A 21,170-nucleotide genomic window follows, 5' to 3' on the forward strand; every position below is an offset into this window, starting at 1 on the left:
TGCTAACCGATTGCGCGCATCCGAACGGAGATTTCCCGATGCCGAAGCTCATCACGGGACTCGCGGCGCTCGCCGCGGGCCTCATCGCCACGGCGGCGCTGGCCCAGAACCCCGACGCCCCCTTGCGCGGGCGCGACACCGACCCGGCCCTGCCCCCCGCCAGCCAGACGCCGCCGGACAAGATCAGGCCGAACGACGGCGCCGGCTCGGCCAGCGACGGCAACCTCAGCGACAAGCTTCAGCAGAACGACGGGGTCATCAAGCCCCCCGGCAACGCCGCGCCCGGCATGGTGGTGAAGCCGCCGGACCCGAGCCCGGGCACGATGCCGGTGATCAAGCCCGGCGAGCTGCCCGGCCAGAACCCGGGCACCGAGGCCAAGTAGCGAAGGCCATCCAGCGAGGCCAAGCCGCGTGGCCGCCGATCCCCACCCGCGATCCCCACCCGCGATCCCCACCAGCATGGCGCCCACCCAGGCGCCTTGCTTGATTTCCCGGGCCGGATCGCGGAAAGACCCTGACGACAACGGGTTATCGGGCGGTCCTCGGGGCCGCCGGAGGCCCCACCGCGGTACAGGTCACGGGTTCAAGCGCGCATGGCGAACGTCGTCGTCGTAGGCGCCCAATGGGGCGACGAGGGCAAGGGCAAGATCGTCGACTGGCTCTCGGAGCAGGCCGACATCGTGGTGCGCTTCCAGGGCGGCCACAACGCGGGCCACACGCTCGTGGTGGGCGAGGCCGTCTACAAGCTGTCCCTCCTGCCCTCCGGCGTCGTCCGCCCGAACACCCTCGGGGTGATCGGCAACGGCGTCGTCCTCGACCCCTACGCGCTGGTCTCCGAGATCGACCGGGTGACCGCGCAGGGCGTCAAGGTCAGCCGCGACAACCTGCGGATCGCCGACAACGCGACCCTGATCCTCTCGCTCCACCGCGAGCTCGACGCGCTGCGCGAGGACAGCGCGCCGGGCACCAAGATCGGCACGACGAAGCGCGGCATCGGCCCGGCCTACGAGGACAAGGTGGGCCGGCGCGCCATCCGCCTGATGGACCTGTCCGAGCTCGACGCGCTCGGCCCGAAAATCGAGCGCCTGCTCGCCCACCACAACGCGCTGCGCCGCGGCTTCGACCTCCCGGAATTCTCCGCCGACGCGATCTACGAGGAGCTTGCCGCCATCGCCGAGCGGGTTCTGCCCTACCAGGACACGGTCTGGCACCTCCTCGACGAGGCGCGCCGCGCCGGGCGCCGGATCCTGTTCGAGGGCGCGCAAGGGGCGCTCCTCGACGTCGACCACGGCACCTACCCGTTCGTGACCTCCTCCAACACGGTCGCGGGCCAGGCCGCCACCGGCTCGGGCCTCGGGCCCGGCGCCATCGGCTACGTGCTCGGCATCGCCAAGGCCTACACGACCCGGGTCGGCGAGGGACCGTTCCCCACGGAGCTCACCGACGCCATCGGCGAGCGCATCGGCGAGCGGGGCCGCGAGTTCGGCGTGGTGACGGGGCGCAAGCGCCGCTGCGGCTGGTTCGACGCCGCGCTCGTGCGCCAGACGGTGCAGACCTCGGGCATCAACGGCATCGCGCTCACCAAGCTCGACGTCCTCGACGGCTTCGACGAGATCCGCGTCTGCACCGGCTACGAGATCGACGGCGCCCGCCTCGATCACCTGCCGGCGAGCCAGGGCGCGCAGGGGCGGGTGAAGCCGATCTACGAGACGATTCCGGGCTGGGACGGGACCACGGCGGGTGCCCGCTCGTGGGCGGATCTGCCCGCGCAGGCGATCAAGTACGTGCGCCGGATCGAGGAGCTGATCGGGGCGCCCGTCGCCCTGCTCTCCACCTCGCCGGAGCGCGACGACACCATCCTGATGCATAACCCCTTCGAGGACTGACCTGCCCTTCGAAGATCGAGCTGCACCTTCCTGACATGCCCTTCGCCGCGTGATCCGGAGCGGCGCCGGACCGGCGAAGGGGCGGACCCGAGACGATGGCCGATTACTATCCGCTCCTGGCGCGCGCGCTCGATGCCCTGCCGGATCGCACGTCCGCGATGCGGCGGGCGGTCTACGACCGCGCGCGCGGCGCGCTGATCGGCCAGCTCCGCTCCCTCGAGCCACCCCTCTCGCAGGCCGATATCGACCTCGAGAGCAAGGCCCTCGACGCGGCCATCGCGCGCCTCGAGACCAAGTATGCGGGCGACGGCGCGCCGCCGAAGGACCCTGCTCCGCCCGCCCCGCCCGCGGCTGCGCCGGAGCCGCCCCGGCCCGATCCGGCTCCGCCGCCGACCCCCCCTGCGCCGCCCGCTGCGCCTCCCTCCGTCCCGTTCGTGGCGCCTCCCGCGCCGCCGGCCGCGCCGCCCCTCGCGCAGCCCGAGCCGGCCAAGGCCGCCGAGGCGCCGAGCGACGGCCTGTTCGAGGCCGAGCCGGCCGCCAGGGCCGAGCCGTTCCTGCCGCCGGCCCCGCCGCCGGACCTCGGCCTCCCGCCGGCGCCCGAGCCGCCCCGCGGCCCGCCGGCAATCGCCATCGCCGCGCGCCGGCCGAAGGGCGCCGACCCGGCCGAGCCCGATGCGACCGCCGACGCGGCCCCCGAGGCGCCGGCCCCGGTCGACCCGCTGCTCGCCGAGGAGGCGGAGGCCGCGCGGGCCGAGGCCGCCGGAAACGGCCGCCAGCGGCCGAAGATCGACGTGGTGGCGCCCCGCGGCAGCCGCTCGCGGATGCTGCGCAACACCTTCGTGGCCTGCGTGCTGGCGCTGGTGATCGGGCTGATCGCCGTCGCGGCCTACCTGCTGCGGGACACCCCGGCCGATCTCCAGACCGCCGAATCCGATGTGGCGGGCACGGCGGCGGACGGCGCCGACGCGAAGTACGGCGACCGCGTCGGCGGCGAGGCCGCGCCGGCCGAGCGCCCGCCCGCCGCGACCCAGGGCGCGGAGGCGCCGGCGCGACCCGCGCAGCCCGGCCAGCCGGACCTCGTCGTGGCCCAGCGCGCCACGCTCATCGAGGAGAACACCTCGGCCCAGAATGCCCAGCCGACCACGATCACCGGGCGCGCCACCTGGCGGCTCGATTCCGTGAGCGGCGAGCAGGGCCAGCCGCTGGAGACCGCCGTCGTCGCGACGGTCGAGTACCCGGAGGCGGGGCTCACCCTCGTGATGACGATCCAGCGCAACCTCGACCAGACGCTGCCGGCCTCGCACACGATCAAGCTCGCCTTCACCACGGGGCCCGGCGGCGAGAAGCGCGCGGTGCAGGATGTCGGGCTCCTGCAGGCCAAGGACGAGGAGAGCGCCCGCGGCTCGCCGGTCTCGGGCCTGCCGGTGCGGGTGCGCGAGAACCTGTTCCTGATCGGCCTGTCGTCGCTGCGCAACGACATCGACCGGAACACCGATCTCCTGCTGCACAAGAACTGGTTCGACCTCGCGCTGCGCTTCACCAGCGGGCAGCGCGCCGTGATCACCTTCGAGAAGGGGAATTCCGGCGCGCAGGCGATGCAGCGCGCCTTCGATCAGTGGCGCTGAGGCGCAGGCCGGAGGCGACGAGGGTCTGTCCGCCGGTCATTGAACCGACGACTGACCCCGCGTCCTTACCGCCTCCCCGGCCCTGACGGAGAGCCGGTTGCCACGTCGCCTGGACTGCCTTTAGGCGCCTGCCCCGGCCCGGGGCAGCTCGCGGGTCGCGAGGTTACGCTTGACCGCCTCCTGGACCTTCTCGAAGGCCCGAACCTCGATCTGACGCACGCGCTCGCGGGAGACGCCGAACTCGCCGGAGAGATCCTCCAGGGTGATCGGGTCGTCGGCCAGCCGCCGCGCCTCGAAGATGCGGCGCTCGCGGGGGTTCAGCACGCCGAGGGCGTCGCGTAGCGCAGTGAGGCGGTTCTGCCCCTCCTCCTCGCGGGCGAGCACGGTCTCCTGGCTCGGGCTGTTGTCCACGAGCCAGTCCTGCCACTCGCCCTCACCCTCCTCGCGCAGGGGCGCGTTGAGGGAGGTGTCGCCGGAGAGGCGGCGGTTCATGTCGATCACGTCCTGCTCGGGCACGCCGAGGCGGGTCGCGATCTGCTTCACCTGATCGGGCTTGAGGTCGCCCTCGTCGAGGGCCGAGATCCGGCCCTTGGCCTTGCGCAGGTTGAAGAAGAGCTTCTTCTGGTTGGCGGTGGTGCCCATCTTCACGAGGGACCAGGAGCGCAGGATGTATTCCTGGATCGCCGCCTTGATCCACCACATCGCGTAGGTGGCGAGCCGGAAGCCCTTGTCGGGGTCGAAGCGCTTGACCGCCTGCATCAGGCCGACGTTGCCCTCCGACACGACCTCGCCGATCGGCAGGCCGTAGCCCCGGTAGCCCATCGCGATCTTGGCGACGAGGCGCAGGTGCGAGGTGACGAGCCGGTGCGCGGCCTCGCGGTCGCCGCCGTCGCGCCAGCTCTTGGCGAGCGTGAACTCCTCCGACGGCTCGAGCATCGGAAACTTGCGGATCTCGTCGAGGTAGCGCGAAAGGCCTCCCTCGTTGGCGAGCACGGGCAATGCGCCTGCCATGGCATACCTCCTTGGTCAGAATCCCCCAGGCGGGCGGACCTGCGTTGCGGACGGCCGCTCCTTGAGCCGGCGGTCCGATTCCCCATCTTAGCTGAGGAACTCACCGATCCGGTAGCGGGTCCACGACGCGAACGTCGTCATCAACGCGTGAGCGGAAGGCTGGGTCTAACCTGTCACGAAAGGTCGCGGCCGGAGGTGCCGTTGCGCACCTGCGTGCGCGGCGTCCTTGACTGTGACGCAGCCGTCACGCCCGTGCGGCTCAGCCCTGCTCCAGGGCCGCCACCAGCGCGGCCATCTCGGGCGGCAGGGGGCTCTCGAAGCGCAGGGCCTCGTGGCTGCGCGGGTGGGCGAAGCCGAGCAGGGTGGCGTGGAGCGCCTGCCGCCCCAACGCCGCCAGCGCCGCCTGGGCGGTGGCGCCGAGCCGGGCCGCCTTGGTCTTGAAGGCCGCGCCGTAGACCGCATCGCCGAGGAGCGGGTGCCCGCGGTGGCTCAGGTGCACGCGGATCTGATGGGTGCGCCCGGTCTCCAGGCGGCAGCGCACCAGCGCGGCCTCGGCGCCGAGCGCGCGCTCCACCCAGTAGTGCGTCACCGCGTGGCGGCCCTGCTCGGGGCGCACCACGGCGATCTTCTCGCGGTTGCGCTGGCTGCGTGCGAGCGCGGCGTCGATGGTGCCGGTGCGGGGCTCGGGCACGCCCCAGGCCAGGGCCAGGTAGGCGCGCTCCAGGGGTCCGTTGCGGCCGTGATCGGCGAACTGGGCGGTGAGGCTCTTGTGGGCCCGGTCGTTCTTGGCCACGACCATCAGGCCGCTCGTGTCCTTGTCCAGCCGGTGGACAATCCCCGGACGCCGCACGCCACCGATGCCGGACAGGCTCGCCCCGCAATGGGCGATGAGGGCGTTCACGAGGGTTCCGGCCTCGTGCCCGGGGGCCGGGTGCACCACGAGCCCCGCGGGCTTGTCGATCACGACGAGATCGTCGTCCTCGTAGGGGATCACGAGGTCCAGCCGCTCCGCCGCGGGCTCGGCGGGCGCCGCCTCCGGCACCGCCACGGCGAGCCGCGCGCCGGGCCCGACCTTCACGGAGGGGTCGCGCACCGCGGCCCCGTCCCGCCGGACAAGTCCCGCCCGCACCAGATCCTGCAACCGCGACCGCGAGATATCGGGAAAGGCGAGGGCCAGGGCCCGGTCGAGCCGCACCGGCGCCGCCTCCTCCGCGACCACCGCCTCCCGCACCGACTCACCCGCCACGCCGCTCCTCCCGCCGCCCGGCCGGCCGTGAAAATTGCGGCGCCGAAGCCCTTGCTCCCATCATGTCCCGTCGCTATACGATCGCCACCCCGCCGGAAAGCTCCCATCGTCTAGCGGTCTAGGACGTCGCCCTCTCACGGCGAAAACAGGGGTTCGATTCCCCTTGGGAGCGCCAGGCGGTGCTGCAAGTCATTGCGGCTCCTCACTAAAATTCAAATTCCCCCAAACTTTCAGGGTGTGGTTTGGGCGGACCTTCCGCCTTTCCAGCCTTCCAGCTTGGTGATCGCGCCCGTCGAAAGGTTCGCCCTGTTGGCCTCGCGGGTGTACCGCTCGGCCTCCGCCAGGGAGCTGTGGCCGAGGACAGCCATGATCTCGTGCGCGGTGCAGCCGGCCTCGGCGAGGCGGCGCCCGGCGGCCTTGCGCAGGCCGTGCGGCTGCGCGGCGAGCGGCAGTTCGGCAGCGGTGATGGCGTCCCGCATGAACCCGGAGAAGCCGTCGACGGTGAAGGGCTTGCCGAACTCGGTGTTGATGATCGTCGCGTGCTGCCGGGCGGTCTGCGCCAGGATGGCTCGCAGATCGGCGTGCAGCGGGATGTCGATCTTGGCGCCGGTCTTCTGCTGCACGACCCGGATGCGATCGCCCTTCACGTCGGCCCAGGTCATCCGGTGCACGTCGGACCGGCGCTGCCCGGTGTAGAGCTGCACGGCAAAGGCGAGGCGCTGCTTGGTGCCGATCGGCCAGCGCGCCTCGAACTGCGCGATCTCCTCATCGGTCCAGGAGCGGATCTCGCCGATCTTCGGCCGGCGGATCGCGACGGACGGATCCGACGTGAGCCAGCCCAGCACGATGGCGCGCCGGATCAGGATGCGGAGCTTCTTCAGCGTGTCGAGGGCGGCCCCCGGCTTGTCCGCCAGCGGGTCGAGGAAGGCCTTCACGATGCGACCGTGCGTCAAGCCCGCCACCATGCGGTGCCCATGCTGAACGCGGATGATCTCCAGGCGCCGCCGGTAGCCGTCCTTCGAGGTCTCGCGCAGCCCGATGTAGTCGGCGCTCTTCTTGTAGGACTGGATCAGCGCCTCGATGCTGCCCACCGCCGCCGCGCGGCGCCTCGGCGTCGCCTTGAGCGTCCGGCCGGCCAGGGCCTCCTGGTACGCGGTGAGGAAATCCTCCGACCCGATCGGGCCGGGCAGGGGCACCCGTGCCCCCTTGTCCTTGCGGAAGTAGAGCCGCAGCTTCCCGTGCCGGTCCCTGAAGGCCTCGACGTAGGGCGGCTTGCTACGCGGCATCCACGTCCTCCCAGGTGGCATCGGAGGCCGCGCCCTGGCCGTCCAGGGGGAGGTTGTCGGCCGCTGCATCGAGCTCTCGGACGCACCAGACTTTCCGGGCATCGATCCGGCGGGCCCGCGGCATCCGACCGTCCCGGACCAATTCGTCGAACTTGTTCGGCGAGATGCACACGTAGGCCGCGGCAGCCTCGCGGCTGACGAGGCGCGGCGCGAGGTTCGGGGGTAGGGCGGCTTGGCGGGGCATTAGGCGTCCTCACCAGAGTGGTTCGACATCTGCCCCAAGCCCGCGCGCACCTGGGCATGGATGAGATGGAGGTCGAGCAGCGTCACCAAGCCGCCGAACCGTGCGAGCGTGTCCGAGAGATCTTCCGGCTTCACGTACAGCTGGAACGACGCGTTCTCTGGTGCCCTCTTCGGCGCGAAGGCGACGATGCCGCTCAGATCGTCACTAAGGTCGTTCGAGGCGGCAAGTTGGAACGGCGTGCGGAGATACCCCTCGGCAAACCAAATTGCATCGCTAGCCGCGATGCCAGAGGTGGTCATCAGCACGACCGCGCGAGCGACGCAGATGTCTATCAAGCTGAAGCGGTTCCAGCCCTGACTTCCTGCCGTCTCGGGAAACAGGCCATTACGGTTGCGCCAAGCGCGCAAGGTGACAGCTTCACAAACCGCCACGCGGGTGAGGGTCGCTGTCGTGAACTGCTTCGCGTCTGCATTCATAGTGCTACAACCGTATCACATTGTGAAAGCGATGCAAGCGTATCGCTCAACAGTGGATGCGCCTCGAGCGTCTCGTTCGCTGGGAAACAGCAAAACCGCTGGTTGCTCTCCGGCAAAGCTGCAACCAAAGGTCTACTCGGCTGTTCTCGCTCCGGCTCTCCTCAGCAGTCTGACTGCTCGGGAGTGGAGCACCTCCGCTCCCAAGCCGCAGGTGCTGCGATGATCGAAGCGGCCGCCACGATGAGCTACGCCAGCGTCGCGCTGCTCGCCGTCAGCATGATCCTACGGGACCTAAGCCGTCCGACCGGCTGAAGCCCGCCCCACAAGCCGACGCGCGAGGTCGACCCGCGCCCGGCTGCGGGCGAGCGTTGCGTCCGATCGGTCGAGCAGGTGGTTTGACCAAGCCATCTCGAGTCTCGCGAGCCGGATCAGCGCGACGGCGAGGTAGATCAGGAGGAGGCGCATGAGCGATCTTCCCTGTTCTTCGGGTGCGTCAGGCGGAAGGCCTCCTCCCATTGAGCTTCGGCACGCATGGCCACGTCCAACAGGGCCTCACCGATGACGTGGATGGTGGTCGGCTCGAGCATCGAGGCGCCGCCGCCGAGGTGGCACAGGACATTGGCCCAGCGCCGGAGGCTGCGCATGTCGTCCTCCATGTCCGCGACGACGCTGAAAGCCTGATCGCTGCGCGATGCGGGGCGGCTCATAACGTGCTCTCCCGCCAGTCGCAGCCGACTGCGCTCAGGACGAGCGCAGCGCGGGTCGAGGGCTTCGGAACCTCTCGCCAGTCTCCATCCGGCGGGATGTGAAATGCATCGGTCCGGCTGCCTGACAGGCATGTGTCGGTCGCACGCGCACGAGACGCGGCGTCTGGGATCAGCTCCCTGAGCAGGATGCGGCGCTCGAGGAGCAGCCAGTCCGCGTAGGCGATCAGTAGGTCCTTGGTGACGGGCTCGGCGACGGCGGAAGGAGTACCGATGAGGGCCACGCTGCCGCCAATGAGCGGAAGGGTGGTGAGGCCGCGCAGGAAGCGGCGGCAAGATGCGGGGCCGCTCATATCGCCACCTCCCAAGGGCGGCAGCCCTGCTCGACCAGGCCATCGTGATCGGCGACGCCGCACTCTGCCTCGTCGTGCTCGCGCTCGTCGTCGCCCTCCGGCTCCTCGCCGGCATCGACCTCAAGATCGGCGTCGCCATCCAAGCTGTCGAGCAACGCCAAGTCCGCCTCGATGCGGTCGGCGATGGCCCGGCGCAGATCTCGGATCCTCTTACGATCTGCGGCGTCGGCTCCAACGGCAGCGCTGACGGGACCGCCAGGGGCGAACAGCCGGCCTGGGGGTGATAAGGGCCAGCGCTCGACCGAGGCAGGACGTAATAAGGGCGTGGTGGTATAGGCGTGCGAAGCCATCGCCGCTCTCCCGAATAGAGTGGTGGGGTTAGGGCCGGAGGGAAGGGCTCAATCTTCCGTCCGGCCCGCGCTTGTGGTACCACTACGTGCAGGGCACGTCAACTATGGTACCACATGCGCACCGGTAGGACCCGTGGGAAGCAGACCGGGATTCAGATCCAGGTGCGCGTTCAGCCCGAGCAGGTTGCATCCCTAGATGCTCTGATCACCGCTCAGCCTGATCCGAAGCCGAGCAGGCCGGATGTCATCCGCGAGGCTCTCAGCGAGCACCTGAAGGCGAAGGGCTATCTGAAGTGAAGAACGCTGCGATCTTCGCGCTGGCGGTGCTCGCCGTCTTCCTCGCCTATCGGCTGACCGAAGTCGAGAATCAGCGCTACGCGCTGACGTTGAGCATGTGCCCTGGAAGGAACGGCGCTCCCGTTCCTGATCTGGCATGCCTGCGGACGGTTCAAACGCGAACTTCGCGCGCTTGGCATCTCTGGTATGCGCTAGCGGACTGAAGCGTTCGGCGTCATCTTCATCGAGGAGAATGGCGAGGGGCCTAGCGTGCGGCTGAGGAAGGGCAAACTTACTTAAACGTGATTTTAAACTTACCAGACAGGTAGGCGATGAAGACGCCCGCCGCGATGGTAAGCAGGGAGCCCAGAACCCAAATCGCGCCCTGCACAAACTTGATCTTGCCGCGCACCTCGTCGATCTTTTTGCTCTGCGAGGACACATCGTCGACGAGCCGATCAACCTTAGCTCCGAGCTCGCCGATCCGCACGAGCACGAACCGGATGTCCGTCATCGGGTACAGCTCGACGGGCGGAGGATTGGCATTCTGGCCGCCAGTCGGCTGGCCGGATTCATGGTCCTGCGGCGGGCTCACGCCTGAGCCCTCGACTGCGCCCAGTCCCACATTTCCTTGTTGTGCCAGCCCCAATAGTTCTCCAGCGGCAACACGATGAGGCGGCCGACTTGGCCCTGATCGCCAATCGCCTTACCGACCTCCTTCGCGATGAGCCCAGGAACAGCCACGAGGTACTGACCCGGGGCAATCAAGAAATAATTCCCCGGGTATTGCTGCCTGATGGCGTGATCCAATGCCTCACTGCCGCTCGGGGCTATGACGGCGAAAACCTTCATGAATCTCCCTCGTTTGGGGAGCATCATATTGTGCGTCTCGGAGCTGAGACAATCGGCCAGCGCCGAGCGTGACACCCGCTCCCTATGCGGCGCTCGTAGGCTCGCAAGGATGATCCGCTCCTCCTCAGCCTTGGGATGGCTCACGCCGGGCTGCTTGTCATCGAGGTCTGCTTTGCGCGCTTCAGCTCACCGACCCGCGTCCGCGCCTCGGCCGCTGAAGGCCCCGCCGCACCATCGTCGCCTCACCTCCGTCCTCACGACCAGCGTTGCGGAGGACTGCAGGGATCTGATCTGTCAGCCACGGGCGGGCGCAACGCTTGGCCACACCTGTCAAGCTCACCCCGACAGCCACGCTACCGCCGATCCGTTACCCTGTAGCGCCGGCCCCGAACCGGCTGTCCGCGCTCGCCGATCCGCACCTGCCCCCGTTAGACCGGTGAGCGCGGATTGACGACCGCGACGCTCAAGCTAGGGTGCGCCAGGGATTCTACCCCGAATCCTCCAAACTACTCAGCCCGCCGGTTCGCGCCGCGCGGGCTTTTTCGTGCTGATTAGCCTGTGTGGGTTCGGGGCTAGCGAAGCCATGCAACGGTGGCGGTACGTCGTGTCACGGCGTGTCCCTGGCAGTTTCCACCGACCCGCCGCCATGGGTTCCTCCCATGTGACTTGCCCCGCGGCCACCCGGCTCGTGGGGCTTTTTGCGGACCGGTTTCATCTGCGTGAATTCGGACGTCGGCAGTGGCAGGCATCGTGCTCTCGTTGGTCAGCCCAACCTGACCGACATCAGCCTCCAGCGTAAATTGCCTACCTTGCTTGGGCGGAGCCGTCGCTTGCCATAGATCGATACGGATAGATCGGCTCAGCTCTGCAGAGACGGCTCCAAAACGTGCTCAGCTGCTTTTAAGCCGCAATCTCTTTCCTTTCAGGAGGCGCTTTGCAAATCCCTTTGCAGATCGCAAAGCGTGGATCACGTTGGTCGTCGTCGAATTGTATTTCAACTCGTCGAATGCTGAAACAATCAGCTTATTCAGGTAGCTGCGCTCGACTTTTTCGTAGCAGTACATGTACGAGATATTGGATTTCCTGCTAAAACCAGCTCGCCGAGCAACCTTGATGAACGGATTGTGGCTCCTGTACAGAAACCAGCTATTGAACGGTCCCGGCTCCCGGCTATCGATATCAAAGACCAGCATCCCTCCAGGCTTCAACGCAGCGTTCAGGCGCTCCATGGTGGCCTGTGGGTGTGGCACGTGCGCGAACGTGTTGAAAGCCGTAATCAGATCGTACGCGTTCGGCTCGAGTTCCTGCTCATCAAGCGCGATGAATTTTGCCGGAACGCCGTGTTGCTTCAATCGCCACTTGGAAAACTCCAGCAGGGGCTTTGAGACATCCGAGACGTCGACGTCCCATCCCAGCTTTGCAAACAACAAGCTTGCGGTCGCAACTCCAGCGCCGAAATCAAGGTGCCGGCCCGGCTTCGTATTCGCAAGCGACTGGGCCACTTGGACGGGAAGAGGAGGGCACGGAACGGTAAGGCCTTCGGCCTGCTTCGCGTGATACGTCAGAGTTCCGAAAACCCAAGGGTAGGCGGCATCGTAGAAATCCTGCAGTGAACGGTCCGACGTGCGATCCGATTTTTCCCATACCGCTTTCGTGAGTACATTGGAGTTTTTTGCTATATATCTTACTTCGTCTTCCGGAAGTGAGGAGTAATCAATCAGTTGTTGAGTAACAGCATCGATAGGCCTCAGGGAGCTGCCCGCCTGAAGGATCTTATACCATTCTAAGTTGATCTGATCGTGGTTCACGACAGGGCGCTCCGAAAATTTGAAACCTACCGAATTCTGCACGCTTGCGTTGTGCGCCTCGTGTATGGCTTTCGATCGGAGCCATAAGACATTGGACGTACGCGAGACGGTCAGGCGCGCGCTTGGCTGTCGGAAATATCCCTACAACCGAAGATTCGCGCTTTGCGACGCTACCCGCCTTGGACGGCTTGGCGTGCCGCCAGCAATCCTTGTCACGCCGTACTCGACGGCCAAGACGTTTGATGCATGGCGTCCGACGAGCGGGGGCAGCGGTGAGGTCCGGAATCTGAGGAGGAGCGCATGCCGCTGCGACGGACGCGCACGACTGATGCCGCGTCGTCACCGGGACCGGCATCGTGACGTCACCGCCGCGGTCGGCCCGCCGGCACGAATGGCGGAGCTTTCTTGGATGGAATGCTGCGGCGCTACCGGATCGACGTCGATCAGCGCGGGTGGGAGCCCCGATGGTTCTGCTGGGCGATGAGGCGGCGACCCAGCAGGAGAAGCGTTGCTCGGCGGCCGAGCTTCATCAGGGGGTAGAGGAACCGCGCGCGGGCCGGGCTCCGCAGCAACCGGGCAAGTCCACGGCCTATCCGCGTCTCGTCCTCGCTCAGTTGCGAGAGCAGGACCAGGGCGTCCGCGCCGAAGTAGAGGTGTTGGCCGTATCGAACGACCATGCCCTTATCCAGGTCGTACCCACGCTGCCGGATGTCCTCCACAAGGGACCCGCCCAACCGGGCATCGATCAGCGCCACCGGGCCAACCGACCGTCGCAGTGCCATCAGGCGCACGTAATTGGAGCAGAAGGGACATTCGCCGTCGTAGACGACCGAGAGGCGTGGATCCTGGGTCATGGCCGCAACTCGATCCTGTGCTCTGCCTCGGACATCACGCGCCGTACCGGGATGCCGTCTTGAACGCCGAGGCAGACTGACTCCCGTCGATAAACGTAGGCGACGATATCGCGCATTTTCAATCCGTCGAAACTAGCACCGTACTGAAGCGGTATGAAAAAGTGATGCGGGTAGAGCGCTGACGGAAAGGTCCCGAGTTTGTCGACGATCGAACTGACCAAAGCGTGATAGCCTCTGATGTATGCATCGACGGCCGTGCGATTGATTTCGTTCTTGGACAAGTCCTGGCCGCCGGCATCGCGTTCCGTCAGGGTGGGGACGTCGCACGCCACGGAGGCGACAACCTTGCGATAGACTTGCGTGCCGCCGTTGGGGTTATCGAGCGCGAACGCCGTGTCCGCATCCGGTGAGCCGTAGGCCATGTGCGCGAACGGGTAGGAGTAGAAGGTGAAGAAGGTGGTCGGGACGTAGTGCCGTCCGCCATCCTTATCGACCGCCTCGAAGTACATCTTATTGTTCGCGAGCGTATCGTACCAGCCGAGCCACGCCTGGCTCATGAACCGACTGTCCGTGAGGATGAAGAGCACCGATAGGATGCCGACGGACAGCGGGGGCCGCTTGTAGTGCCGGCTCACGACCACGGCCGCGATGGCGAGGTTCAGCATGATCCACGGCGCGAAGTTGGCCCCCAGTATCACCACGATCGACAGGTGCATCACGTCGAAGCCGAACAGCAGAAGCAGCAACCAGCGCCGCGGCATCAGAAGGCCGAACAAGGCCGCTCCCTGACCCAGGAGAATGAAGGTATTGGTCAAGGCGCTGGTGTGCTGGAGCAGCAGCTTGACGGCATCGACCGCCCAAGTCCAACCGGAAAAGAAGATGTGGTTGTTGTCGAGGGCGATAAGGAAAAGTTTGCCGGGGTCGTTGTGAAGGACCCAGGATGCAGGGCCGCCGTCCAGCGTCACCTTGGCCAGAAAGGAAGAATAGTAATTCCCCAGGTGGATGCTGATGGCTGCGGCAATGATGATCGGTGCGAACAGCGCGCCGGCCGTGGCCAGGTCCGACTTGACGGCTGTGCTCCAGCCGGACCGCTCGCCGAGCTGCGCGAACAGCCTGGCAACGAGCAGGCCGGCGAGGATGCAGAAGCTGACTTCCGCCAGGGGAACGACGTCGATGACGTGCCCGTGCCAGAGGCCGGTCACATGAACGACGTTGTACCTGCTCCAGACGAGATAGGACGAGCCCACGACCGCGAGTGCGGGCCACCGCAGGCAGAGGGCGCCTGAGACGACAGCCGCCACCCACAAACCCACCAGGCCAACGATAACGACCGTCGCCCTGATCCCGTGATAGACCATGGGGAACAGAGGGTAGTGCAGGAGGGCGTAGACGCCCGAGAGGACGCCGATCAGCTGAAGCAGGCGAACCGACGCGACATGGGCTTCGGCAGACTTCCACCGCGCCATGAATGCGACGATCAGCAGGGGAAATGCGATGCTGACGGTGTTGTTGAACTCATCGAGCGCGCGGACGGTCTTGAGCAGGATCAGGAGCGACGCGATCTGCGCCAGCACGATCAGATAAGGTCTGATCGCTTGCAGCGGCACGGGTCGAGGCAGGCGGATGGTGCCGAGACCGGATGCGGTGCTCGCCGCGAAGCTGTGAAATGCCTTGACCATGGGACTCCTCGCAAGCACGAGCAGGACCTGTGCAGCAGCATCGATTGATCCGTGCGGGCACCTGATCGATCCGAGCCTTCGCTCCAGGTATTGTCGGGTCTTCTGAATGGACTCAGCTGCGCGACGGGGATAATTTTGGCGCTAGCTGCGGGGGTGGCTGGGTCTGTTTTTCCTATGCTGAGCGAATTTTTGGTCGCATGCGGGTCTTGAGAAGGGATGTACTCAAAGCGGGTCGAACTACTACGCCTTTGGGCTAGCTCGGAGATATTGCGCCTCGTCTTTCTTCCTCAATCCGTCTGGCTCGCCTCGGCCATCGCCTTCCCGCGGTTGAGCTTCACGGTCCGGAACAGCTCGCCGCTGCTGCCCATCCGCACGCGGGCGTCGGGGCCGGCTTTGTCGACGTGCAGGGTGACGCTGCCGTTGTTCTCGATCTTCGGGCCGCCTATCACGCCAGAGCGTAGGGCGTTGGTCATCGCCGCGCTCGAGCCGAGCGTCATGGCCTTCCCGCGCTCATCGGCCTTAGCCTGCAGGCGCTTGTAAGTGCCGGCGAAGTCGGTGCCCTCGAAATTGCGCATCGCGCGCATCCGGGCCGAGAAGCCCTCGCCGTCAGCCTGCTCACCATTCGCGGCCGTCTGGCGATCGCCCGCTGCCCCGAGGAGGGCGAGGCCCTTCCGGCGGTGCGGACCCATCTGGTAGTCGACCTTGTCCCGCACGGTGCCCGGCGCTCCACCCGCTGCCGCATCCCGTTGCTGGAGGTGCCAGTCCGTGACGCCGCCCGCATTGATCGCGCCATAGATCTGGTGGATGCCCATGCCCGGCCGCACGCCGCGGTCCCGCAGGTAGCGCGTCACGGCCTTCATCTGCTCTCCCGCCGACATGTCGGCAGTGACCCCATACTGGCGGGCCTGCGGCTCGCCCCACTGGATCAGACCGCGGTGCGTGCCCCACTTCGTGGTCGGACCACGCTTCCACTTGTCGAAGGTGCCGGCCGTCTCGTAGCTGATCACGGTCGCGAGGTCCTCGGCGCTGACCCCAAGGTCCTTGGCCGATTGCTGGATGCCCTCAGCCAGACCCTCCGGGTAGTTCTGAGCCAGCGGGCCGCCTTCACCCCGCAGAGAGCGCCTGACCTGCTCGCCGGGGCCACCCGGGCGCAACTGCATCGGCGGGATCCGTGAGCCCGAGCCGCCACGCCCCTGCAGGTAGCGGCGCAGCGCGTGTCCGGCCTGCCAGGCGGGGCTGCGGCCGCGCATGTCGAGCTCGGCCTGGTCGCCGACCCGGGGCTGCAGCAGCGCGCGCATGTCGATGCCCCGCTCGTCCAGGAACTGCTGGAACTCACGGCCCATCTGCCCGGCCGGGCTGCGACCCTGACCGCCCCCACCCGGCGCGTAGATGCCGTCCTTGCGCCGGCCAAGCAGGCGACCGATGCCGACCATGGCGGCCCCTGGGCTGCCGTAGGAGGCCTTCTGGATCAGGCCGGCGGCCGGCACGCTTCCACTGTCGTCGAACGACTGCTTCTGGACGGTGGCCTCGCCCTCGCGCTTCTGCTGGCTCATGCCCTCGCGCAGGCGCTTCAGCTCGTCCGTGAGCCGGCCCATCTCGCGACGCATGTCCTCGGCCTGGCTGCGCTGCTTGTCCGTGGCGGTGCCGCCCGCGATCAGGGCATCGGCGTTCTGCACCCGCTTCTGGATCGCTTCCAGCCGCTCGCGGAGCGGCGCCGTGCTGGCGTCGAGGGCCGCCTCGCTCTGCTGCCGGCTGAAGTCCGAGGACCGCTGCTCGGAGGTGCGCCCCTTCAAGGCCTTCAAGCGGGCCTCGGCCGCCTCGAGGTCGCGCGCCACCTTCTCGGGGTCGTCGAGCAGCCCGGCGCCGATCTGAGCGCGGCCGATCACGTGCTGGCTGGCCTCCCGCGAGACGTCGAGGAGCTTGCGCAGGCGGTCGACCTGCTCGCTTGCGGCGATCTCGTCATCGCCCTCGCGTGGGGCGAGACGCCGGGCGAGCGAGCCCTCACCGCCGGTCACGGTGCGCAGGGCGTCCACGACCTTGCCCTCGTTCAGCGCGCGGATGGTGCGGGCCACGTCGCGGATGGCACTCGACAGGCCGCCGGCCAGCGCCGTCGAGCCGCGCAGGAAGTCGCCCGCGGTCTTGCCAGCCTCGGTCCAGTTGATGGCGTTGAGCTCGGTGCCGATGTCCTTCAGGCCCTGCCTCAGCGGCGCGGTGATGTCCTGGCGGGCGCCGCTGGCCACCTCGTTCAACCACGTCGTCATGGCCGAGGCGTAGGGCATCGCCTCGGTGGCGATCGCCGTGCCGAGCTTGGTCATCGTCGTGCGCAGGCTCGACATCGCCCTGTCGAAGTCCTCGGCGCTCTTCACCGCGGCAGGGTCGAGTGGCCCGAGTGCCTTGTCGATCTCGGCCCGGAGCTTCCTGATGGAGCCGAGGTGCTTGTCCCCCAGGCGCCCGAGATCGCCGTCGCCGAACAGCTTCTCGGCGAAGCGCTGGCGGTCGACCGAGTCCGGGATCTGCTCGAGGAACTCCTCGGCCATCCGCCGGGCTTCGTCGTTGTTCTTCGATCCCTTGAGCCTTAGGGCGAACTGCGCGACTACGGGGCTCTGGGACTGCAAGAAGCCCATCGTTTCCCCGACACCCTTCCGGATGTCGCGCATGTTGCCCGCGAAGGTCTTGGCAGCCGCCGCAGCAGCATCCCCGGAGATCCCGAATTTGCCCGCCAGCGCCTGAAAGGTCCGCAGCTCGCCAGCCGCCATGTTGGTCTCTCGACCGAGCTGAGCCAGCGCCGAGACCGATCCACCAAAGGAGCGTAGCGCCGAGCCGACACCGACCAGGGCTGCCGTCACGCCGAGGCTTGTGACGCCGATTGCTGCCAGAGCGGGATTCAGGACGGTGGTGGTGGTCTGCCCGGCGCTGCGGGCTGCACTCTCGATCCGGTTGAAGCCTTTGGTCAGGGGCTCGGCATGAGCTGCGCCGTCACGGCTCATGCCCTGGAGCTGCGCACGCAGGTTGCGCAGGGGGCCGCTGAACTTGTCGGTGACCTCGGCCACCATGCGCAGGGATTCGGCTTCGCTCATGGGGCTCTCCTGTCGGTCGGGGTGAGGCGGGGATCCGGCATCAGGCGGGTTTTGATCCGAGATGCCGAGCCGCGAGATCGACGACGGTCTTCTCGAGCTCGCTCAAGGCAGCCTCGAAGGCCTCCCGGACGATGATCTCAGTGTCTGCCACGCTGCGGGCCTCGAGGACCTGCGGAGCAATCAGGGTGGGAACGGCCGCAAGCCTACGCATGGTTCGCTGCACCACCGCGTTCAGCTCGGCGTCGCCGAGGTCCACATCCTGACCCTGCAGGGCTGCCGCTATCAGGTTCTCCATGATGATCCTCAGCCTTCCGTCTGGCGGCCTGCTTGGTTCGTGCGGCCTTGACCGTTCGCAGGTCGCGGCTTTCCGAGATCTCCGCCATCGCCTCATGCAGCCGGCCCTCGACCAGGCGTAGGACAAGGTCGCGCTGATCGGCCGGCACCTGACTGGCCACTCGACTGGGAATGGCGAGGAGCTGGGAGCGCAGGATGCCGAACTGACCAGTCACCTCGCGGACGACGTCATCGACCAGCACCAGCTCTCCGCACGCGAGGTCGTTCTTGATCTCGGTAGCGATCGCGAGTGCCCGGTCCTTGCGGGCGCGCTCCTGCACCGGGTCGAGCTCGCCCGCGGCACCGCCGAGGGCCGCGATGGCAGTCGTCATGAACCACGCTGGCCGGCCTCGGATTTCCCCGTCCGCACGCGCCCCGCTGAGCGCGTCAGCGACAGTGCGGCGGTCGCGCTGGAGCTCGGTGGCCAATCCGTTGATCGACCACAACGTCCGGGTCATCGACACAGGTTTTCGCTCTTGATTGTGGTGGTCTTAGAGGGTGCTGCACCTAGCGAGAGCATGCGCTCGTGCGGACCCTCGGCTCTCCGCCCCCTAAGGAAGGACCCAGAGAACGCGTCTGAACGGTCGTCCTGAGCGCCGTGCGAGGGCGAGTGTGCTAGACTGCTGTGACTGGCGGACCGGTGGGGGTTCCGATGGACATGAAGCAGTCGGTCGAGCTCACGATCTTCGTTCTCATGATCGTCGCGGTAGTCTGGAGCCTGAGGCCACGCAGAACACGGGCGCGGGCCACAAACGACGGCTCCTCGTACAGCTACGTCAGTGCCGACACGTCCGGCAGCTCCAGCAACCACGGGTGCTCTCATCCCAGCAGCGACAGCGGTAGCTGCAGCGACGGTGGCGGCGGGGGAGATGGCGGTGGCGGGGGTGGCGGCGACTGACACGGTCATCGGCCTCGACGCCAAGCTGATCCCCTCTCCGTCGACTCCTCGGCCGTCTCGTGCAGCGTGCCGGGGACGATGGTCCGCTCGGTGCTATTGCCAATGCCGCCAGCATCCCCAGGGTCGACCGGAGGCGGCGTCTCGGGCTCGGGTGCCTGCGTCGGTGTGGTCTTCGTGCTCATCAGCGTGACGCCCTCTCGAGGAGTGGGACCGCAGCACCATGGCGCGCTGCGATCCCGATCGTCTCCCGCAGAGGATCAGTCCCGGGACCAGTCTTGCCGGCCTTGGCATCCGTGAGGACAGGCCGGCTTGTCGATGTTGGGCTGACTGGATCGCCCTCAACGGCGCGGGCAGGAGGCCCGTGAGGGCTGGACCCGCGCAATTCCATGATCCTCAGGCCACCCGCTGCCAGCGCGTGCCGTCCGCGGCGTAGCGCTCGGCGCCGACCGTAAAGGCCGAGCCGGGTGTGACGAGGTCGCTCCGAGTCCGCTCGACGGCGGTACCGGTGACGGGGCGCTCGGCCCCCGCTCGCTCGAGCGCCTGCGCCTTCACCCAGTCGTTCACCCGCTGCGCCTCGGTCTTCGCCCCAGCACCGGGCTCCGGCTTGCGGAGGAGCTTGCGCGCCCAGGCGGCAGCGCCTTCCTCGATATCCTGTCTGTTGACGGTCATGCTGGTCTCCTCACCAGATCGGGGCGGCGTCGCGTCCGAGGCCGGGCAGGCGCACACGGGTCGAGAGCGGGGTGTGGGGCTCGCTGGGGGTGCCGGGCACGTAGACCTTGCGCTCGACCCGCTTGGCGGCGCGGTGCCGGAGATCGTCGCCGCTCATCCCGCCGGCGCGCGAGCCATCCCGGGTGTCGACCCAGACCAGCTCGGAGATTGTCTCGTAGCAGGTCGCCGTGCCCGGCTTGCCGTTGAAGGCCTCGCCCGGCGGCACAAGCTCGGCGTCATCCGGCAGGTTGCGGTTGGCCTGCTCAATCAGCAGCTCGCGCTCCCGGATCTGGCCGAGCAGCACCGCGAGCTTACCGGCCGCCACGACGTAGTCGTCCGCGAGCTTGGCCACCTCGCCGCTCGCCTTCACGGCCTGCTTGCGCAACGCCTTCCGCCGGGCCTGCTCGGCCTCGTGCTCGGCGCGGGCCCTCGCCTCGGCGGTGACGGCGGCGGCGTGCTGCTGCTCGGCCTGGTCGATCCGGATCTTGGCGAGAGCGATGTGGTGATCGAGGCTGGCCACATCCTCGGCGGCGCCGTTCAGCAGGGCCTCGGGGCGAGCAGCCTCCAGGACCTCGCGCTCCGCCAGCGCGGCCTCGCGCTCGGCAGCGATGTCGGCGGAGGTGCGGGACGGCAGGGAGGCAGCATTCGCCGCGATGAGGTCGGGCCTCGGCGCGCTCAAGATGACGCGGGGCGCCACGAAGTCCCGGGGGCGGATGGAGACGGTGCGGACGGGAGTGTTCATGCGGCGTCTCCGATCAGGCGGCCGAGCGCAGGGCAGCAGCCGGCGGATGACGGTCGGGACCGTCGTTGCCGATCGGCGGCAGCGGCACGCCGTCAGCCGCGAGCTGGGCGCGCAGGGCGCGGCGCAGGTACTCGCTGGTCGAGGTCCGACTGCGCCGAGCCGCCTGCATCACGGCGCCGGAGACACCATGCTCCGCGCGGAAGCGGACCATCTCGGGGAAGGTCATGGAACGAGCGACGGTCTGCACAGCACGGCTCCTCAGGGCAGATGTTCAAGCTGCCCTGAGCGTGCCCGAAATGGGATGCGGTGGGATACGTCACGATTTCCGCGACGTTCGCCTGCCCGCCCCGTGCTCCGATGCCGATGAGCACCACCCGGAGTTGTGCGGACTAACCTTAGCGCAACCGGAATCGATGAAATCCACTTAATGTTCGTTAACTACGCCGTACAGCCAAGTCGAACCTGCAATCGGCGACTGCATTGTACAGATATCGAGTTATTATCTGATTCGTGCGACGAAGGAAGAACAATGTCTCATTCTATTCTAATGCGCGATATTAGCCATTTCGGCGGGCGGAGTCCGAAGGTGCTCGCCTACGCATTTCAGAACCACGAGGATGCAAGCGGGATCGTCTCCCGGTTGGCCTGGTCCTATCCCGAGCACGGCTTCAACCCGGAGTCGAAGGTCTACTGGTTCGCCGACGACAAGGGCCTGCATGAGATCTGGGTCGAGCCTCAGTTCTGAGTTGCCGGTCGTGCCGG

General features: G+C 67.5%; 24 protein-coding genes and 1 tRNA gene. 7 read left to right on the top strand and 18 right to left on the bottom strand.

Going from position 1 to position 21,170, the window contains the following annotated elements:
• Nucleotides 1-38: 38 nt before the first annotated feature.
• From ACLBXP_RS13450 to ACLBXP_RS13460, 3 genes are all read left to right on the top strand, one after another.
• Nucleotides 39-383: a hypothetical protein gene (locus ACLBXP_RS13450; RefSeq protein WP_447668222.1), complete on the top strand. Its 345-nt coding sequence runs from the start codon at nucleotides 39-41 to the stop codon at nucleotides 381-383.
• A gap of 210 nt (nucleotides 384-593) precedes the next feature.
• Nucleotides 594-1,886: an adenylosuccinate synthase gene (locus ACLBXP_RS13455; RefSeq protein WP_447668223.1), complete on the top strand. Its 1,293-nt coding sequence runs from the start codon at nucleotides 594-596 to the stop codon at nucleotides 1,884-1,886.
• A gap of 95 nt (nucleotides 1,887-1,981) precedes the next feature.
• The gene (locus tag ACLBXP_RS13460; RefSeq protein WP_447668225.1) at nucleotides 1,982-3,511 is read left to right on the top strand and encodes a histidine kinase; all 1,530 of its coding nucleotides are present in this window, start codon (nucleotides 1,982-1,984) and stop codon (nucleotides 3,509-3,511) included.
• A gap of 120 nt (nucleotides 3,512-3,631) precedes the next feature.
• On the opposite strand, the gene rpoH is transcribed toward ACLBXP_RS13460, so the two are convergent.
• Nucleotides 3,632-4,522, bottom strand: a complete 891-nt coding sequence (gene rpoH / locus ACLBXP_RS13465; protein WP_447668227.1) for an RNA polymerase sigma factor RpoH — start codon at nucleotides 4,520-4,522, stop codon at nucleotides 3,632-3,634.
• A gap of 259 nt (nucleotides 4,523-4,781) precedes the next feature.
• Complete coding sequence (locus ACLBXP_RS13470; RefSeq protein WP_447668228.1) at nucleotides 4,782-5,768, bottom strand: RluA family pseudouridine synthase; 987 nt, start codon at nucleotides 5,766-5,768, stop codon at nucleotides 4,782-4,784.
• A 99-nt stretch (nucleotides 5,769-5,867) separates the two neighbouring features.
• Here ACLBXP_RS13470 and ACLBXP_RS13475 point away from each other — a divergent pair.
• Nucleotides 5,868-5,943, top strand: a tRNA-Glu gene (locus tag ACLBXP_RS13475).
• 55 nt (nucleotides 5,944-5,998) lie between these two features.
• On the opposite strand, the gene ACLBXP_RS13480 is transcribed toward ACLBXP_RS13475, so the two are convergent.
• The 6 genes from ACLBXP_RS13480 to ACLBXP_RS13505 form a co-directional block, all read right to left on the bottom strand.
• Entirely contained in the window at nucleotides 5,999-7,054 is a 1,056-nt protein-coding gene (locus ACLBXP_RS13480; protein ID WP_447668230.1) for a tyrosine-type recombinase/integrase, read from the bottom strand.
• The gene (locus ACLBXP_RS13485) at nucleotides 7,044-7,298 is read right to left on the bottom strand and encodes a hypothetical protein (RefSeq protein ID WP_447668231.1); all 255 of its coding nucleotides are present in this window, start codon (nucleotides 7,296-7,298) and stop codon (nucleotides 7,044-7,046) included. Before ACLBXP_RS13485 ends, ACLBXP_RS13480 begins: the two co-directional genes overlap by 11 nt.
• Nucleotides 7,298-7,774 (bottom strand): hypothetical protein, encoded by a 477-nt coding sequence (locus tag ACLBXP_RS13490; protein ID WP_447668232.1) that lies wholly within the window; start codon nucleotides 7,772-7,774, stop codon nucleotides 7,298-7,300. The genes ACLBXP_RS13485 and ACLBXP_RS13490 overlap by 1 nt, the downstream gene beginning before the upstream one ends.
• Nucleotides 7,775-8,223: 449 nt before the next feature.
• Nucleotides 8,224-8,481: a hypothetical protein gene (locus tag ACLBXP_RS13495; RefSeq protein ID WP_447668233.1), complete on the bottom strand. Its 258-nt coding sequence runs from the start codon at nucleotides 8,479-8,481 to the stop codon at nucleotides 8,224-8,226.
• Nucleotides 8,478-8,831, bottom strand: coding sequence for a hypothetical protein (locus ACLBXP_RS13500; protein ID WP_447668234.1), 354 nt, complete (start codon nucleotides 8,829-8,831; stop codon nucleotides 8,478-8,480). The genes ACLBXP_RS13495 and ACLBXP_RS13500 overlap by 4 nt, the downstream gene beginning before the upstream one ends.
• Nucleotides 8,828-9,181 (bottom strand): hypothetical protein, encoded by a 354-nt coding sequence (locus ACLBXP_RS13505; protein WP_447668235.1) that lies wholly within the window; start codon nucleotides 9,179-9,181, stop codon nucleotides 8,828-8,830. Before ACLBXP_RS13505 ends, ACLBXP_RS13500 begins: the two co-directional genes overlap by 4 nt.
• Nucleotides 9,182-9,295: 114 nt before the next feature.
• Between ACLBXP_RS13505 and ACLBXP_RS13510 the strand changes: the two genes are divergently transcribed.
• Complete coding sequence (locus tag ACLBXP_RS13510; protein WP_447668236.1) at nucleotides 9,296-9,478, top strand: ribbon-helix-helix domain-containing protein; 183 nt, start codon at nucleotides 9,296-9,298, stop codon at nucleotides 9,476-9,478.
• On the top strand, nucleotides 9,475-9,681 hold the full coding sequence (locus ACLBXP_RS13515) for a hypothetical protein (RefSeq protein ID WP_447668237.1): 207 nt from the start codon (nucleotides 9,475-9,477) through the stop codon (nucleotides 9,679-9,681). Before ACLBXP_RS13510 ends, ACLBXP_RS13515 begins: the two co-directional genes overlap by 4 nt.
• Nucleotides 9,682-9,749: 68 nt before the next feature.
• Here the strand turns inward: ACLBXP_RS13515 and ACLBXP_RS13520 are convergent, their stop codons facing one another.
• The 10 genes from ACLBXP_RS13520 to ACLBXP_RS13565 form a co-directional block, all read right to left on the bottom strand.
• Nucleotides 9,750-10,052: a hypothetical protein gene (locus ACLBXP_RS13520; protein WP_447668238.1), complete on the bottom strand. Its 303-nt coding sequence runs from the start codon at nucleotides 10,050-10,052 to the stop codon at nucleotides 9,750-9,752.
• A complete protein-coding gene (locus ACLBXP_RS13525; RefSeq protein WP_447668240.1) occupies nucleotides 10,049-10,309 on the bottom strand; it encodes a hypothetical protein in 261 nt (86 codons plus the stop codon). Before ACLBXP_RS13525 ends, ACLBXP_RS13520 begins: the two co-directional genes overlap by 4 nt.
• Nucleotides 10,310-11,199: 890 nt before the next feature.
• Nucleotides 11,200-12,117 (bottom strand): class I SAM-dependent methyltransferase, encoded by a 918-nt coding sequence (locus tag ACLBXP_RS13530; protein WP_447668241.1) that lies wholly within the window; start codon nucleotides 12,115-12,117, stop codon nucleotides 11,200-11,202.
• A 443-nt stretch (nucleotides 12,118-12,560) separates the two neighbouring features.
• A complete protein-coding gene (locus tag ACLBXP_RS13535) occupies nucleotides 12,561-12,971 on the bottom strand; it encodes a DCC1-like thiol-disulfide oxidoreductase family protein (RefSeq protein ID WP_447668242.1) in 411 nt (136 codons plus the stop codon).
• Entirely contained in the window at nucleotides 12,968-14,650 is a 1,683-nt protein-coding gene (locus ACLBXP_RS13540; protein WP_447668243.1) for a hypothetical protein, read from the bottom strand. Before ACLBXP_RS13540 ends, ACLBXP_RS13535 begins: the two co-directional genes overlap by 4 nt.
• A 287-nt stretch (nucleotides 14,651-14,937) precedes the next feature.
• Entirely contained in the window at nucleotides 14,938-17,727 is a 2,790-nt protein-coding gene (locus ACLBXP_RS13545; RefSeq protein ID WP_447668244.1) for a hypothetical protein, read from the bottom strand.
• Nucleotides 17,728-17,930: 203 nt separating this feature from the next.
• Entirely contained in the window at nucleotides 17,931-18,518 is a 588-nt protein-coding gene (locus ACLBXP_RS13550; protein ID WP_447668245.1) for a hypothetical protein, read from the bottom strand.
• A gap of 833 nt (nucleotides 18,519-19,351) precedes the next feature.
• Entirely contained in the window at nucleotides 19,352-19,627 is a 276-nt protein-coding gene (locus ACLBXP_RS13555) for a hypothetical protein (RefSeq protein ID WP_447668246.1), read from the bottom strand.
• A 10-nt stretch (nucleotides 19,628-19,637) separates the two neighbouring features.
• Nucleotides 19,638-20,408 carry a hypothetical protein gene (locus tag ACLBXP_RS13560; protein ID WP_447668247.1) on the bottom strand — a complete coding sequence of 257 codons (771 nt, stop codon included), beginning with the start codon at nucleotides 20,406-20,408 and terminating at the stop codon, nucleotides 19,638-19,640.
• Between the two features lie 13 nt (nucleotides 20,409-20,421).
• Nucleotides 20,422-20,655, bottom strand: coding sequence for a hypothetical protein (locus ACLBXP_RS13565; protein WP_447668249.1), 234 nt, complete (start codon nucleotides 20,653-20,655; stop codon nucleotides 20,422-20,424).
• Between the two features lie 339 nt (nucleotides 20,656-20,994).
• Here ACLBXP_RS13565 and ACLBXP_RS13570 point away from each other — a divergent pair, with 339 nt between their 5' ends.
• On the top strand, nucleotides 20,995-21,153 hold the full coding sequence (locus tag ACLBXP_RS13570; protein WP_447668250.1) for a hypothetical protein: 159 nt from the start codon (nucleotides 20,995-20,997) through the stop codon (nucleotides 21,151-21,153).
• Nucleotides 21,154-21,170: the final 17 nt, after the last annotated feature.

It is taken from the genome of Methylobacterium sp. A54F, from assembly GCF_053346035.1.